Consider the following 15,198-nt stretch of genomic DNA (forward strand, 5'->3'; position numbering starts at 1 on the left):
ATAAAAAGAGGGCTGGCATCAACTGACAGAGCAAGAGCGAGCTGAGGGCAGGCGGGAAGGAGAGGCCCGTCCAAAATGGCCGCCTGAGCGGGCAAGCGTTGTCAAGATCAGAGGGATCAGTAATAATAAAGTTTGTCCTGGGAGACAGACGGCTGGCCATAAGCAGGCTGCCTGCCGGACAGCGTCCGAGTAATCGCATTGGGAGGATCTGATGACAACGAGGCCTATTCCCGACCTGGCAACCATTGAGGAGCTGACCAGGAGCTGGCAGGAGCGAGGTATTCGCCATGTGGTTTTCGAGTTGCCGGATATGCATGGCATGGCGCGCTCGAAGATTGTGCCACTGAGCCGCTGGGAGCAGTTCGCCCGCGATGGTTTGCGCATGATCGGTGTCATGACCACGGTCGATTCGGGTACCAATCTGGTGCCTGGTACCTATCAAAGCGAGGAGCGCAACTACGGCGATGCGGTTCTGCGCCCCGATCTGAGCACCGCGGCGGTTGTACCCTGGCTGGATGTCAGTGCCCGTGTGATCTGTGATGCCTTCTGGCCCGATGGCTCCCCTGTGGAATCGGCCCCGCGCTATGTACTGCGTCGGGTCCTGGAGCGCCTGGAGGCCCTGGGCTATCGCGCCCATACGGCGATCGAGCACGAGTTTTATTTGTTTCAGGATCTCCTGAGCAAGGAGCCTGTTTTCGATCGCCTGCATATTTTCCACACGCAGCGCAATGTTGCCTGCCCGGTGCCTTTGCAGATCATGGACCTGTTACCCGAGTTGGGCTTGCAAATGCTGACCTGCAATTGTGAATATGGCCCGGGCCAGTATGAAATCACCTACGATGCAGAGGATGCTCTGGTGGCCGGCGACTACGGTTATACCTTCAAGAATGGCGTCAAGATGATCGCGCGCCGGCTTGGCTATCACGCCACCTTTATGACTCGCCCCTTCCTCGACCAGTCCTCTTCGGGGGCCCATGTTCACCTCAGTCTGCGCGATGCCAGTGGTCGCAATGCCTTTCTTGACACCAACGAGCGTCATGGCCTCTCGTCGCTGGCCTACCATTTCATCGGAGGGCTGATCAAGCATATGCCGGGGGCTCTGGCGCTGCTGGCTCCGACCCCGAACTGCTACCGACGCTTTTTGCATCATTCCTTTGCGCCTGTCAATCTCAGCTGGGGACTGGACGATCGCACGGCCCTGGTGCGTGTCAAGAATACAGGCGATGCCGGTACCCATATCGAGAACCGCGCCCCATCGAGCATGAGCAATCCCTACCTGGCGCTGGCTGCCACAATCGCCGCTGGTCTGCTTGGCCTCGAAGAGGAGGTTGTGCCACCCACCCTGGTCGAAGGCCCGGCGGAAGAGCACGAGGCCTTTGCTCCACTACCAGCCACGCTGGAGGAGGCGCTGCAGCATCTGGAGGCCGATACTGCTCTCCGCAACCTGCTAGGCATGCAGTTTACTGAGATCTTTATTAAGGCCAAGCGTCAGGAACTGGAGCGCCGCGGCGACTACGTGCGCCAGCGAGTACAGGCTGCTGAACTGGAGTGGGAAGAGCAGGAGTATCTGGCAGACTTCTGAGCAGAGCAGAGATGGACGGGTGGGGGCAAGCCTGCACAGGCGCCAGCCTCCAGGGCCAAGCTCCTCACTTCCGGCTTGCTGCTGACGTCTTGCCTGGGTCTGCCGCCAACGCTTGTCGCGAGCAGAACAGCAAGAGGGACCGAGGTCGGTGCCTTATCTGGTCCACTCGACCAGCGGGCACCGGCTCCGGTCCCTCCCCTTGCCTTCTTGCCTGCGGGCGGATAGCGTACACCTTGTGCCGCCGCCCGCGGAAGATGCTAGACGTCGGAGCGCAAGATGCGACCCAGGAATTCGTAGCGCTCGGGATGGCGCCGTGCCAGATAGAAGGCATAGAGCAATCCGATGATCACCCAGCCGATGACGAAGAGCGGGAGGATGTTCAACGGGAACGGCGTTGGGAAGAAGCCCAGGCCAGTAAAGAAGTCGCCGATCACTGGCAGTGGCGGCATGATAAACGAGAGCAGGGGGATGAGCAGGAAGAGGCAGCTCACAATCGGTGCGATCAGGTGGAGCAGCGGGTGAAAGTTCTCGCGGTCGAAGCGCAATGCAAAGGCAGGCAGCGAGAAATTCACCAGAATATAGACCACCAGGAAGCTGATCGTGCCAATGGTGGCCAGCCAGGCATAGCTGGTAATGCCGCTGGTCTGGGTGTAGACCTTGCCATCGGCAATGCCCAGAGCGTAGCTCACACTGCCATCAGGATTGTTCTTCTGGATGATGAAGGCCAGGAAGATGATGACCAGAATCGTGAACAGGCTCTGCGCCATAATGGCATAGTGGGGACTCTTCCAGCGCGGATGCGTGCGCCCGAAGACGCGCGGCAAGATGCCCTCACGACCCATCGCGTAGAAGTAGCGCACCATCCCATTATGGAAAGCCAGACAGGCAGCAAAGCTGCTCGTCGTGACGGCGATAATCATCAGAACCTTGAGCCAGCCACCGACGAAATGGTCAGCCAGATTGTAGTAGGGGGTCGGGGCGATGGTGATGTTCCCCAGGGTATCGCCGGCGTGCTGCCAGCCAAGGCCGATGACGGCGCTATAGGTGGTCCAGATGTAGAGTACGGCCATGATCAGGATCACCGAGAAGATTGCCATCGGCACCGCCCGGCGCGGGTTACGTGACTCCTCGCCGTAGACGGCGCCAGCCTCGAAACCAATCCAGGACCAGATGCCGAGCGCCATCGCCACGCCGATGCCCAACACTCCACCGGGAGCGACCCCTTTCAGATCGGAGCCTGCCGGCGTAAAGGTATGAAGCAGATCATGACCAGAGGCCCCGCCGCGGATGGTGACCATCAGATCGAGCAGCACCAGGCTCCCGATTTCCAGCACGAGGAAAGGAGCCAGCCACCAGGTAGACCACTTAATGTCAAAGAAGGAGAGCAAAAAGACGAGGACGCAGCCGATCAGAGCGTAGGTCACCCAGCCCAGCGGCATCTGGAAACCGAGATAGGTGGAAATATTAATGTCAGCCAAACCACCGAAGGCCGCCTGAGAGGATGCTTCGAAGATCGCATAGCCGAAGAGCATCAGCCAGCCCGCCTGGAAGGCCGTGCCCGCTCCCAGGCCATGCCGTACCCAGGTATAGAAGCCGCCCGCCGAGGTCAGGCGGCGTGAGAAATAGACGATCGAGATCCCGAAAAGCAGCAGCCCGATCGCCGAAAGCAGGAAGACCAACGGCACGCTGGCGCCAGCCTGCGCGGCCATGTTGGGAACATTGAAGAACATGGCCGCAATCGGCGCCGCCCCAGCAAAACAGTAATACATGACGCTGGGCATGCCGATGGCATTGATGTGCAGCTTGTCGAGGTCCTGGCGCTGCTCCAGGGCAATGTCACCCTCGGGAAGGGCCGCGCCGGGCGCCGTCTGCCCCACCAATTCTTCCTGAGATGCCATAAATCACCTCCAGTTCAGGTCTTGCTGTGAAGACCAGATCATCTGCAGAGCGCTTGATTGCTGAATAGCGATAAGCCTGGTGTAGTGCTATCCTGGGTTAAGGCAACGCTGCTGATAGAGTGCACTGCTACTTCCCTACTCGCTGGCTGGCTTGCTCATCCCTCCCCAGGCTGACGGACCTGTCTTCTCCTCGAACCGAGGGGCGCCACTGCAGCCTGGGGAAGGACTGGGCGCCGGTTAGCAAGCCAGTGTGTCACTCCCTCCCGCCAGCTGGCGGGACGGGCAACCGTACTGCGGGTGAGCTACCCGCCTGGCTGCTGGTCAGCGGGTAGCGGGCAGCGGCGCTGACAGCAGGCTCTGGCGAGCTGCCACTGTTACCAACAATAACAGTAGAGCCAGAGCCTGTCAACGCGCTTGTCGGCTAAGCTCCGCGCTCGATCTCTTGCCAGGCCGCCTCTCCGGTTGCAAACATGCTGATGATGGCACCAATCATCAACGTGGCTGCCGTCAGACCTGTGACAATCAGACTCCATTGCTGGTTGGTCAGCAGCGGCACCCACGAGTTCAGGGCCGTGTCGATGATGGCGACAATGCCCGTGATCAGGCCAACAACCGCACTGAGCAGTAGCACGGGAATTGGCACAAGGCGATTCAATAGCAAAGCCCGGCGATCGCGTATATACAGCCCTAAGATCAGGATAAACAGGAAAATTGTAGAAAAGGCCCACAGGATGGTCCCGGCCCCGATACCGACGAAGTAGACTTCGAGGGACAGGTCTGCCGGATTGCTGCCAAACATATAAGGAATGACCATAAAGAAGAGGATCGTGATAAAGATGGCAGCGGCGGTCTGAATGGCGACAGCACGAGCTGGTTGACGATTGGTGTTGAGGAGGCCCAGACCCACCGGAATGCGGCGGTCGAAGCCAGCCACCATCAGGAAGCGAGCGTAGATGTGGTTATAAACCATCGTCACCAGACAGAAGACACCGAGCATACAGACGGCCACCACATTGCCAGCCAGTTTCCCCAGAGCGCTATCGACAGTGCTTACGAGGGCAAAGAGCACGTAGGCGGACTTTGGCCCCTCGACGACCAGGACGGCAAAGGTCACGAGGACATAGCTAACCACTACGATCAGTGTCCCCCACAGCAGATGGCGCGTGATCAGGTGGCGACGTGTCTCTGCGCTGGAGGCAATCGTCTCCGCCTGCATGGTGATGGGCAGATAGACCCCCAGATAGCCCAGAGTGATCACCCCAAAGAGGCCGAAGTTCCCTCCGGTCTTGGGGTCCCAGCTAATCAGCCAGTCCGAAAGCCGTGAGAAGCTCGTCGCCGGCGCGTGCCCGGTCAGAAGCCAGACAATGCCTGCTAAAACGACCAGACCGCTGGCGATCATTAAGAGGACAAAGGTGGCATTGGTAATGTTCTGTACCGTGCGGTGCGGCTGCACAGCCATGAAGCCCGAGATCAGGATGACGACGCTCAGGGCCAGACCTTGCTGCCAGGGAGCTGTCAGCCAGCCGCTGTTGAGGCCAGGGATGTAGCTGATCGCCAGGTCGCTGGTGGCCATCAAGAGTAGTGGGGCAGGCAGCCAAACGCAGAAGCCCACGAAGAAGCTCATGTAGCTGCCAAAGGTGCGATAGGCCCAGTTGTAGAGCGAGCCTTCATGCGGAAAGATGACGCTCAGTTGGGCAGTGACAATGGCACAGGGTACAAAGAAAAGGATTGCTCCTACTAGCCAAAAGGTAATGCCCGCTGCCCCGCCCGCAATGGCATTAGAGACGTTCGTCGGGAAGAAGATTAGCAACACATAAAGCGTGATCAAGTCCCAGCTTGTCAAAATCGCCGGCATGACCTTAGGTGGATACTCTTCGGAAGTCAGTACATGCGGCGGTCTCTCCCCCCGTGACCGGCTACTGGTGATCATGGAACCTCCTTCAATGATTGCAGTTCCCACGTGCTTTCACCATAGCAGATACGTTCATACATGTCAATGCATTTGTCCCACAAATGCAATAAATGTACGTTGTTATAACATCACTATCAAGCGGACAGAAGGAAAGCAAGCAGGCTATGATTGGAGGGAGAGCCTGGCTGGATTAACTGTGCAGCAGGGCTATTGCTGGTGCGAGAGGCTCCATATATTCTTCCCAGACCACCCAATAGGAAATGTGATACTGTTGATGATAGTGGAGTAGTTGGGTACAGATCTCCTCTGGGTTGCCGATGAGGAAATAGGGCGTCGTAGCGACCTCCTGCTCGCTGAGGCCGTAGCGAGAGGCGATCTCGGCCAGGGCCTGCTGGCGCTCGTCAGTCAAGATGACCTCAAGAACGATCAGGTTCAGTTCGAGGGAGGCAAAGCGAGGACCGGCGGCCTGGCGCACCCAGGTCAGCTTCTCGGCCAGAGCGGGGGCCAGGGCATCCTGTATATCCAGACTCTGATTCATGTGGCCGGCCACGCTGATGGTCTGCGTCCGTGGGGAGAAGCCGACGATTGTCGCCTCGCGTGCCGCCAGCGAGAGCAGACGTTTGCCGCTGCCGCCCACCAGAATCGGCGGATAGGGGCGCTGCTGCGGTTGCAGGGCGAGAGCCAGTCCCTCGATCGTGTAGTGCCGGCCACTGAACTGGAGCCGCTCGCCGGCCAGCAGGGCCTTGATGATCTGCAACGATTCTGCGAGCCGCTCGATGCGCACGCCAGGCGAGGCAAAGGGAATACCGCACTGCTGGTACTCGCTGGCCATCCAACCGGCCCCCAGACCCAGCTCGAAGCGTCCGCCTGTGAAAACATCGAGGGTGGCCGCCTCACGTGCCAGCATGACGGGATGGCGGAAATCGTTGGCGAAGACATAGCTGCCCACGCGCAAGCGCGTGGTGGCCGCGGCAATGCGTGCCAGGGCCAGTGTTGTTGCAAACTGGTCTCCGATGTGGTCGGGCAGCAGAAAGGTTGAGTAGCCCAGCTGTTCAGCGCGCTGAGCCTGGGCCAGCAGGGTCGTAAGATCAGGTGTGGTGTTGTGTGAGAGGACGCCGAAGCGCAGGGGACCACGATTGTCGGACAACTTACTCATAGGGTACTCGCTCCTTATCTCTGCCCGCCTTCTTCCTGGCAACAGGGTGCTCGTGATGAGAGCAAGCAGGAAGGCATGGAAAAAGGGACCCGCCGGTCTGCTGGCCGTATTGACCCTGCAGAGAGCCTCTTTCTCCCGACCAGGTCCCTGGCAAAGCAGCGATCTGCTCTCTTGCTTGCTTCTCGTGGTTACCTACTCGTAGCGAGTAGGAGGAGAGTCAGCCGCCCTCTACGATTTGGTCAAGCGACTTGGACTAAACCGGCTCGACGCGCAGCAGCACCTCATCCTTCTGAACGACTGCGCCGTTCTCTACCAGGATCTTAGTCACGCGCCCGGCGACTGGAGCAGGCACCTCGTTAAAGGACTTCATGGCCTCGATCAGGGCCACGGTTTGACCAACCTGGATGACATCGCCAACCGAGACAAAAGGCGGTGCATCCGGCGAAGGGGCAGAGTAGTAGACTCCCGAGAGCGGCGTTACGATCGGCAGCGTGCGTTCCTCATCGCGGCTCTTAGCCGAGGCGGCCTTGCCGGCCCCTGCCGACCGTTTCGCTGTGCTCCGACCGCGTGCCACCGTCACGGGATTCGCCACCACCTCGCTGACGGTCGGGGCGGTCACCAGCACCATCCCCGGTTGGCGGCGGATGGTAATCTCCAGATCGTTCTCATTTAGCTCCAGCTCGGCCACCGAGCTGCCTTCGAGTGCGTGCACCAGCTGCTCCAGGCGCTCGATCCAGGCCGTCTTCCGATCTTCTTCCTTATTGCTCATCATCGCTCTCGCTTATAGATTAGAGGATACGGCAAACCGGAGCAGGCCATAGCTGGGACCTCTCTCCCAATACGTGCCCTGTATCAGGCTTGGCTCATTTACCCCGGTTCGCTCAGATCCAGGGAGGTGAGCAGGTGGCAGCATAATGAGGCTGCGGACTACTCGCCCTCCTCGTAGCGCTTGAAGATCAGGCAGGCGTTGTGGCCGCCGAAGCCCATCGAGTTGGACATGGCTACCCTGACCTGGGCCTGGCGCGCCTGGTTAGGCACATAGTCCAGATCGCAATCGGGGTCGGGATGGTGCAGATTAATGGTCGGTGGAATGATGCCGGTGAGCAGGGTCATAATGCTGATGACCGCCTCAACGGCTCCCGCTGCCCCGAGGGTATGGCCGGTCATCGACTTCGTAGAACTGATCGCCAGGCGATAGGCGTGCTCGCCGAAGCAGGTCTTGATGGCCTGGGTCTCGGTGCGATCGTTATAGGGCGTCGAAGTGCCGTGCGCATTGATATAATCAACATCTTCGGGACGCAGGCCAGACTTGCGCAGGGCCATCTGCATCGCGCGCACCAGGCCCGCCCCGCCGGGGGCAGGCTCAGTCACATGGTGGGCATCGCCTGTGGCGCCGTAGCCGACCATCTCGGCCAGAATCGTCGCCCCTCGCGCCTTAGCAAACTCCAGCTCTTCCAGAATGAGCACCGCCGCCCCTTCGCCCATCACAAAGCCGTCGCGCGTCGCATCGAAAGGACGGCTGGCCCCCTGGGGATCATCGTTGCGCCGTGAAAGGGCATGCATGTTGTCGAAGGCGGCGATAGCGATCGGCGTAATGCCGCGCTCGGAGCCGCCGGCGATCATCGCCCTCGCGTCGCCGCGCCGGATGGTCTCCCAGGCCTCGCCGATCGTATGGGCGCTGGTCGCACAGGCCGAAACAGCGGCCCAGTTAGGGCCACGCGCCCCCGTCATGATCGAGACAATGCCTGGGGCGCCGTCGACAATCATCATGTTGATGAAGAAGGGACTAATGCGATCTGGTCCCCGTTCGAAGAGAATGCGAAACTGCTCGTGGAGGGTCATCAGGCCGCCGATGCCGCTGCCGATATAGACCCCCACATCGTCGGCGTTCTCCTCGTTGATTTCCAGGTGAGCCTGAGCCAGCGCCTGCTTGGTAGCGGCGATGGCGATATGCTGGTAGGGGTCGGTGCGGCGGATCTCCTTGCGGTCCATATAGGCCGCGGGATCGAAGTTTTTGATCTGGCCCCCGAATTTCACGCGGAAGGGGCTGGTATCGAAGCCGACGATTTCGGCGATGCCCGATTTCCCTTGGCAGAGGGCTTCCCAGGAAGACGCCACATCGTTCCCCAGGGGAGTTATCAGCCCTAAACCGGTTACAACGACACGTCTCATTACGTCACCTCCTCTATAGTCGGGTTCCCTCAACCGCTCGCGGGCCAGCGGGCAACGTCCTGCTGCGCTGTGGTATGATCCGCTGACAGGCTCTGGTCCTGATTGACCACCTGCCTGTTAACCATGTTAACCAGGCCAGTCACGCGAGCCGCGGTGGCAGGCCGATCAGCCGGATAGACCAGCCGGGAGCGAGCGCGGAGCGGCGAGGAGGGGCCCGCTGAGAACCCAGCGAGACCCGGCGCGAATCCCGTGCGAACCCGGTCAGATGCCAAGTGAGGCAGCCTCCTCCTGGAGGAACCGGGTATAGGCTTCTCCGCGGACAAAGACCTGGTGCCTGAGCAGCCGCTGGTGGAAGGGAATCGTCGTGGGCAGACCCTCGATGACGAACTCATCAAGCGCGCGCTGCATGCGCGCAATGGCGGCGTCGCGATCCTCGGCCCACACGATGAGCTTGGCCAGCAGCGAGTCGTAGTGTGGAGGAACCGAGTAGCCGGCATAAAGATGGCTATCGACGCGTACCCCCGGGCCGCTGGGTGGCAGGTACTTCTCCACCACTCCGGTCTGAGGACGAAAATCGGCCTCCGCATCCTCTGCCGTGATCCGACACTCGATGGCGTGGCCACGGAACTGGATGTCCTCCTGTTTCAGGCGCAGCGGCTCGCCAGCAGCAATGCGGATCTGCTCCTTGACGAGGTCGACGCTCGTCACCAATTCGGTGACCGGATGTTCCACCTGTAGGCGTGTGTTCATCTCCATGAAATAGTAGCGGTTCTCATCGTCGAGGAGGAACTCCAGCGTACCGGCGTTGGTGTAGCCGATTTGCTGCACGGCCCGAATGGCCTTCATGCCGATCTCTTGCCGTAGCTCGGGAGGCAGCAAGGGGCTGGGTGACTCCTCAAGAACCTTTTGATTGCGACGCTGGCAGGAGCAGTTACGCTCGCCCAGGTGAACGCCGTTACCATGATGATCGACAAGTACCTGGATCTCGATGTGTCGCGCTCGCGGCAGGTAGCGCTCTAGATAGAGGCCATCATCGCGGAAAGCCTCGCGTACCTCGTTCTGGGCCAGGGTGAAGACGCGCTCAAACTCGTCAGGGCTGTTGACGAGACGGATGCCACGCCCTCCTCCGCCGGCGGCAGCCTTCAGCATGAGGGGAAAGCCGATCTCGCGCGCAGCCTCTCGCGCCTCCGCCAGAGTGCGTAAGACGCGGGTGCCCGGTAGCATCGGCAGCCCGGCGGCGGCCATCGCCTCGCGGGCTGAAACTTTATCGCCCATGATCGCCATCGCCGTGGCGGAAGGGCCGATAAAGGTGAGATTCACATCTGCGCAGATCTGGGCAAAGCTGGGATTCTCTGAGAGGAAACCATAGCCGGGATGAATAGCTTCGGCCCCGGAGATAAGAGCGGCGCTGATAATATTCGGAATATTAAGATAACTCTTGCCGCTTGGCCCCGGTCCTATGCAGATGTGCTCGTCCGCCATGCGTACCGGCAGCGAATCGCGATCGGCCTCTGAATGGGCGATGATGGTGCGGATACCCATCTCGCGACAGGCGCGGATGATCCGTAGGGCGATTTCGCCACGGTTAGCTATGAGGATTTTTCGAAACATGGCTGTTGATCGGACAGGACGAGCGCAGGGGACCTGCGCGGTCCGTGCTTTGCTCTCATGGTGATGTTCCCCGGCCTGATATGGGCGGGGCAATTTACGGGTTATTATACCATGCCCGCTCGAATGCGACCAGTGGGGCCACGGGGTCTTCTCTACCAGTCAGGTTAGCTTTCTCTTTCGGTTGCTTAGGAACGAGGAGGGAGACGCTGTCTTTGGTTCCATGAGCGGAGTGAGCGGCCCGGGACCCTGCTACGGGTAAAGACGCGCGCGATCGATCTCTCTCGGGATCTGCCGAAGTGAGATAAGGCGAACTGGTGGTAGCAAAGGAGGCCCGCGGCCTGGTGTGGCTCAGAAGTTCCAGGAGGAGATTCGCGGGCCTGTCGCGGTCTGTTCGCGCAAGCGAGCGGCTTCGGCCTCGGCCTGGCGAGCCTCGCGCTTCCGTCGCAGCTTTTTGAGGACCTCGGCTTTTCGCTCCCAGTGGTCGGGGTCGTTAGGAGCGATTTGAATGGCGTGCTCGGCGGCCTCCAGTGCCTCGTCATAGCGGCCCAGCTCCTGGCACAGCAGCGCTTTATTATGCCAGGCCGAGGCGAGCTGAGGGTCACGTTGCAGGGCCTCATCGTAGGCTTCGAGTGCCTGGCGATGGTATCCCAGGCGATAGAGGGTATTCCCTTTGCCGTTCCAGCAGAGAGTCAGGTCCCTGTTCAACATCAGCGCCTGATCGTAGGCGCGCAGGGCTTCGGGATAGCGCTCCAGGGCATACAAGGCAGCCGCTTTACCCTGCCAGGCCAGGGCATGATTTGGGTCGAGGGCCAGGGCGCGATTATAGCTTTCCAGGGCAGCGGCGTGGCGGCCTTGCTCGCTGAGAATCGCGCCGCGCCGTAGCCAGGCTTTGACATAGCCTGGGTCATATTTGAGGGCCTCATCCAGCATATCCAGGGCCTGGCGCAGGCGATGCTGACCGTAGTAGATCTGGGCGATGCCATACCAGGCAGGGGCATAGTGAGGATCAAGGGAGCGCGCGCGCTCAAAGGCGCTCAGGGCCTCTGGCCAGCGCTGGAGGTCATAAAGGACCGCTCCCTTGCCGGCCCAGGCAGGAACAAGGTCTGTTTGTAGCCGGGTTGCCTCCTCAAAGGAATCGAGGGCCTGACGCACCTGGCCGAGCTCGTGGAGCACCTGTCCTCTGCCGCACCAGGCCAGTGCCTGCTGATTGTCGTAGCGCAGGGCCTTTTCGAAGGCTTCGAGGGCTTCGCGTTGGCGCCCCCGGCGGCTGAGCAAGAGTCCTTTATTATACCAGGCCCGAGCCATGCCAGGGTCATAGCGCAGGGCGGTCTCGAAGGCGGCCAGTGCCTCTGCCTCGCGCCGCAGACCGGAGAGGGCGGCCCCTTTCCCATTCCAGGCGGTGGCGTTACGGGCATCAAGCTGGAGCGCTCGCTCGAAAGCCTGCAGCGCTTCCTGATAGCGGTGGAGGGCATTGAGCGCGGTACCTTTGCCGATCCAGGAAGTGACTAGCGAGGGGTCCAGCTTGAGCGCCCTGTTAAAGGACTCCAGGGCCTCGCGGTGCTGGGAGCGCACGCCGTAGGTGAGGCCGCGTCCCTGCCAGGCCAGGGCCTGCGAGGGGTCGCGGGCAATCACGCGCTCATAGCGTTCAAGCGCCTCTGTGAGGCGACCCTGCGTCCGTAGCTGGCGAGCCTGCTCAATCAGGCGGCTCGTGTCGGTAAGCGTCTGTGTGGAGCTGCCCAGCTCGCGGCTCTCTCGCAGGACCTCCAATACGTCCTGCGCGCTGGCCGGACGCTTTTCCGGGTCCATTTCCAGCATGCGCTGAAGGAGCGCTTCCAGGGTGGGAGGAACTGCCGGATTCAGCTCCGAAGCGGGCCGGAAGAAGAAAGGCTGGTCCGAAGGATCAACACCGGTGAGCAGATGGTGTAACAAAGCCCCCAGGCTGTAGATATCGGAACGAGGGGTTGATTGGGCCTTGCCATACTGCTCCGGGGCCGCATAGCCGGGAGAACCAAGGGCCGTTGTATCGCGCGACTGGCCTGGCTTAAAGAGGCGTGCGATACCAAAGTCGATCAGGTAGAGCCGCCCGCTGTTATCGATCATCACGTTAGATGGCTTCAGGTCGCGAAAGACAATCGGCGGCTGGTGGCTATGCAGGTAGCCAAGCACGTCGCAGAGCTGCTCGGCCCAGGTCAGCACCTGGTCGACAGGTAAAGGGCCGCCTCCCTGGCGCGCCAGGTATTCCTCCAGCGACTCACCCTCGATGAAGTCCATCACCAGATATGAGCGATCATTTTCGGTAAAATGATCGTAGATGCGCGGCAGATTGGGGTGGCGTAGCTCGGCCAGCAAGTTGGCCTCACGCTCAAAAGCCTGTTCAGCCTCCTGGACACGTGCCGGGGTCAGGCCGGCTTTACTCATCTCTTTGACTGCCACCGGACGGTTATTCAGACGTGTATCGGCGGCTTTATAGACGGCCCCCATCCCTCCCTGACCGATCAAGCTCAGCAGCTGATAGCGCTCGGCCAGCAGCGTCTGCTCTGTCAGGGTCCCTGTCGTATGCTGGAACGGCAGGGCGGCGGCGCAGTGCTGACAGAAACGCGCCGTTGGAGGATTGGCCATGCCGCAGCGGTCACAAAAGACTTCCTGCTCCTGCGTTGTCATAAAAAAACCCGTCACTCAGGCTCGAACTGCAGCGGTTCTTACTGGCGGGCAGGGGCGTCGCATCGCACTCTTCACCCATCCTATATCATAGCACAGCTAGCCAGGTCGCTGTCGCTCTGCGCCCGGCCCGGCTCGGCCTGGCCCGGCCTGGCCCACCTTTCCTGACGATAGCGGGTGGCTTGTCTATCTGTCTGCCTCCTCTGGTCTCCCGCTCTGCTCGCCTCTCCCAACCGCTAAGGTCCTCTGTCTGGTTGCCTCAGCGGGCCTGCGTTGGCGTCTTCGTCGCGGCCCTGCTCTGTGCTCCCGCGGCAGAGGATTGAGCTATATCTATGTGCATGCATCGCTGTAAGGGTGGCCCGTAACGTAGCTGCTCTCTATGGCTTTCCTGGTCTGCTCTATCCCCAGTCTGTGGGCTGGGGAGCCGGCGTCTCCTCCTGGCTTTGGAGCGCGGTGGAAGGCAGTGTACGCCATAGCTGCAGCCATTCGTCGAGGCTCAGGGTTTCGGCGCGGCGTTCCGGCGCGATGCCAGCCTGGCGCAGCCAGTGCTGCACCGTCTCGGCAGGCAAGCCCAGTCCGCGCGCCAGGGCATTATGTAGTTGCTTGCGGCGTTCTCCAAAGCCGGCCTGGACCAGGCGGAAGAAGATGGCCCGTTCCGGGGGGGTCAGCGCTGCCCGCGGCTGCACCTCGACACGCACGATGGCGGAGTCGACGCGCGGCGGTGGATAGAAAGCCCGCGCCGGTACGCGGGCGATGAGCTGCGGACGCCCGAAGAACTGGACACTCACGCCCAACAGGCTCAGGTCGCCGGGCGCGGCTACGATGCGCTGCGCAACCTCGTACTGAATCATTACAACGATCAGCTGAGGGGGATGCTCGCTCTCCAGAAAATGGCGAAAGGTCGGGGCCGTGATGTAGTAAGGCAAATTGGCCACCAGCTTATAGGGCTGCCTCTCGAAGAGGGTGCACGGATCGACAGTTAACAAGTTCCGGGCCACCACCTCGACATTGCCAAAAAGGGCCGTGGTTTCGGCGAGCAGGCGGAGCATAGAGCGCTCCAACTCTACAGCAACCACCCGCCCCGCGCGGCGAGCCAGCTCGCGCGTTAAAACGCCAGTTCCTGCCCCCACCTCAAGGATCGTATCAGTTGGTGCCAGCTCTGCCGCGTCCACAATGCGCGCCAGGACCCCGCGGTCGACCAGGAAGTGTTGTCCAAACGACTTCAAAGGCCGCGTGCCATGCTGTTGGAGCAGCGCGCGCAAGGTGCGCGGGCTGGTCAGATCAAGCTCTTCGGCCATCGTTGACCGCACATACCTCATGTCATAGCGAGATTGGAGTTAGAGTTTCCCCGGGCCAGACCGACGCAGCGAACCTTGCTGATGGGCGTGGACCAGCAGCCAGACGATCACGCCACCGATGGCAAGAGGAAGCGCACACAGCAGGCAGACCACGATGACCGCGATGATGAGGCCGATGGCGGCCCCTAGCAGGCCAATAATCAGGCCGATCAAACCGCCGACCAGCCCCACGATGAGACCCACGCCGCCCAGCACCAGGCCAAGAATGAAGGCCCCTACCCAGGGAAGCAGTTTGAGAAGCAGCGCCACCAGAACCAGACAGAGCACCAGCCAGACAATCTGATGGCTCCGCTGGGGCTGAGGCCGCGCCCACCAGGGAGGCTGAGACCACGCAGGGCGAGCGCTGACTCTCCAGGGCTGAGGCTGACGGGCGTCAGGTCTGCGGGCTGGCCCTGCTCCAGAGCTTGTCTGCGGGCCAGGCTGAGCTGAGACTGCCCCTGACCAGCTCGCTCCAGGTTCGTCCACAGATGCAGCTGTCTCGCCTGGCTGGATGACCTCCGGTACCGGCCCTTCCTCTTCACGATTTGGATAGTCTTGGGCCGGATAGCCGCGCCGATAACTATAGTCATGCAATGGCTCTGGATAACGCCCAGGCGGCTCCTGGCGCGGTTGGGAACTCTGGCCTCGCCCACGCCTGCGACCCGGAAAGCCCCAGGACGAGGAGCGATGGCTGGCGGCTTCTCCCTCAGAACCAGAAGGGGGCTGCCCGCTCGCTCCCGCTGATTCAGGCTGCTCTGCTTGCCAGTCGTGCTCTTGCTGCTGCTGCTGCATAGGTCTCGCTCCTTGTCGCCCTCGCTCGCTACTGGTTCTAGCCTCTTTTCCCTGACGCTGGCTACAGTGATATAATGCCC

General features: G+C 61.0%; 10 protein-coding genes. 1 reads left to right on the forward strand and 9 read right to left on the reverse strand.

The window, feature by feature from the left end; genetic code table 11:
- The first annotated feature begins 211 nt into the window (after positions 1–211).
- Positions 212–1,582, forward strand: coding sequence for a glutamine synthetase family protein (locus tag N688_RS00515; protein WP_052887457.1), 1,371 nt, complete (start codon positions 212–214; stop codon positions 1,580–1,582).
- Positions 1,583–1,839: 257 nt separating this feature from the next.
- Here N688_RS00515 and N688_RS00520 read toward each other — a convergent pair whose 3' ends face one another.
- The 9 genes from N688_RS00520 to N688_RS00560 form a co-directional block, all read right to left on the reverse strand.
- The gene (locus N688_RS00520; RefSeq protein WP_052887458.1) at positions 1,840–3,480 is read right to left on the reverse strand and encodes an APC family permease; all 1,641 of its coding nucleotides are present in this window, start codon (positions 3,478–3,480) and stop codon (positions 1,840–1,842) included.
- 421 nt (positions 3,481–3,901) lie between these two features.
- Positions 3,902–5,410, reverse strand: a complete 1,509-nt coding sequence (locus N688_RS00525; protein WP_081838354.1) for an APC family permease — start codon at positions 5,408–5,410, stop codon at positions 3,902–3,904.
- A 172-nt stretch (positions 5,411–5,582) separates the two neighbouring features.
- Positions 5,583–6,548, reverse strand: coding sequence for a TIGR03621 family F420-dependent LLM class oxidoreductase (locus N688_RS00530; RefSeq protein ID WP_052887460.1), 966 nt, complete (start codon positions 6,546–6,548; stop codon positions 5,583–5,585).
- Between the two features lie 253 nt (positions 6,549–6,801).
- Positions 6,802–7,320: an acetyl-CoA carboxylase biotin carboxyl carrier protein gene (locus N688_RS00535; RefSeq protein ID WP_081838355.1), complete on the reverse strand. Its 519-nt coding sequence runs from the start codon at positions 7,318–7,320 to the stop codon at positions 6,802–6,804.
- A 155-nt stretch (positions 7,321–7,475) separates the two neighbouring features.
- On the reverse strand, positions 7,476–8,720 hold the full coding sequence (gene fabF / locus N688_RS00540; protein ID WP_052887462.1) for a beta-ketoacyl-ACP synthase II: 1,245 nt from the start codon (positions 8,718–8,720) through the stop codon (positions 7,476–7,478).
- A 261-nt stretch (positions 8,721–8,981) separates the two neighbouring features.
- Positions 8,982–10,331, reverse strand: coding sequence for an acetyl-CoA carboxylase biotin carboxylase subunit (gene accC, locus N688_RS00545; protein ID WP_052887463.1), 1,350 nt, complete (start codon positions 10,329–10,331; stop codon positions 8,982–8,984).
- 348 nt (positions 10,332–10,679) lie between these two features.
- Positions 10,680–12,992, reverse strand: coding sequence for a serine/threonine-protein kinase (locus N688_RS00550; protein WP_081838356.1), 2,313 nt, complete (start codon positions 12,990–12,992; stop codon positions 10,680–10,682).
- Positions 12,993–13,387: 395 nt separating this feature from the next.
- Entirely contained in the window at positions 13,388–14,287 is a 900-nt protein-coding gene (gene rsmA / locus N688_RS00555; RefSeq protein WP_052887465.1) for a 16S rRNA (adenine(1518)-N(6)/adenine(1519)-N(6))-dimethyltransferase RsmA, read from the reverse strand.
- Between the two features lie 39 nt (positions 14,288–14,326).
- Positions 14,327–15,118: a hypothetical protein gene (locus N688_RS00560; protein ID WP_052887466.1), complete on the reverse strand. Its 792-nt coding sequence runs from the start codon at positions 15,116–15,118 to the stop codon at positions 14,327–14,329.
- Positions 15,119–15,198 lie beyond the last annotated feature (80 nt).

Source organism: Thermogemmatispora carboxidivorans (genome assembly GCF_000702505.1).
Classification (GTDB): Bacteria; Chloroflexota; Ktedonobacteria; order Ktedonobacterales; family Ktedonobacteraceae; genus Thermogemmatispora; species Thermogemmatispora carboxidivorans.

Bases quoted from the DNA above. Each gene is read 5' to 3' on its own strand.
- N688_RS00515 (WP_052887457.1), top strand. From the start codon at position 212: ATGACAACGAGGCCTATTCCCGACCTGGCAACCATTGAGGAGCTGACC.
- N688_RS00520 (WP_052887458.1), bottom strand. From the start codon at position 3,480: ATGGCATCTCAGGAAGAATTGGTGGGGCAGACGGCGCCCGGCGCGGCC.
- N688_RS00525 (WP_081838354.1), bottom strand. From the start codon at position 5,410: ATGATCACCAGTAGCCGGTCACGGGGGGAGAGACCGCCGCATGTACTG.
- N688_RS00530 (WP_052887460.1), bottom strand. From the start codon at position 6,548: ATGAGTAAGTTGTCCGACAATCGTGGTCCCCTGCGCTTCGGCGTCCTC.
- N688_RS00535 (WP_081838355.1), bottom strand. From the start codon at position 7,320: ATGATGAGCAATAAGGAAGAAGATCGGAAGACGGCCTGGATCGAGCGC.
- fabF (WP_052887462.1), bottom strand. From the start codon at position 8,720: ATGAGACGTGTCGTTGTAACCGGTTTAGGGCTGATAACTCCCCTGGGG.
- accC (WP_052887463.1), bottom strand. From the start codon at position 10,331: ATGTTTCGAAAAATCCTCATAGCTAACCGTGGCGAAATCGCCCTACGG.
- N688_RS00550 (WP_081838356.1), bottom strand. From the start codon at position 12,992: ATGACAACGCAGGAGCAGGAAGTCTTTTGTGACCGCTGCGGCATGGCC.
- rsmA (WP_052887465.1), bottom strand. From the start codon at position 14,287: ATGGCCGAAGAGCTTGATCTGACCAGCCCGCGCACCTTGCGCGCGCTG.
- N688_RS00560 (WP_052887466.1), bottom strand. From the start codon at position 15,118: ATGCAGCAGCAGCAGCAAGAGCACGACTGGCAAGCAGAGCAGCCTGAA.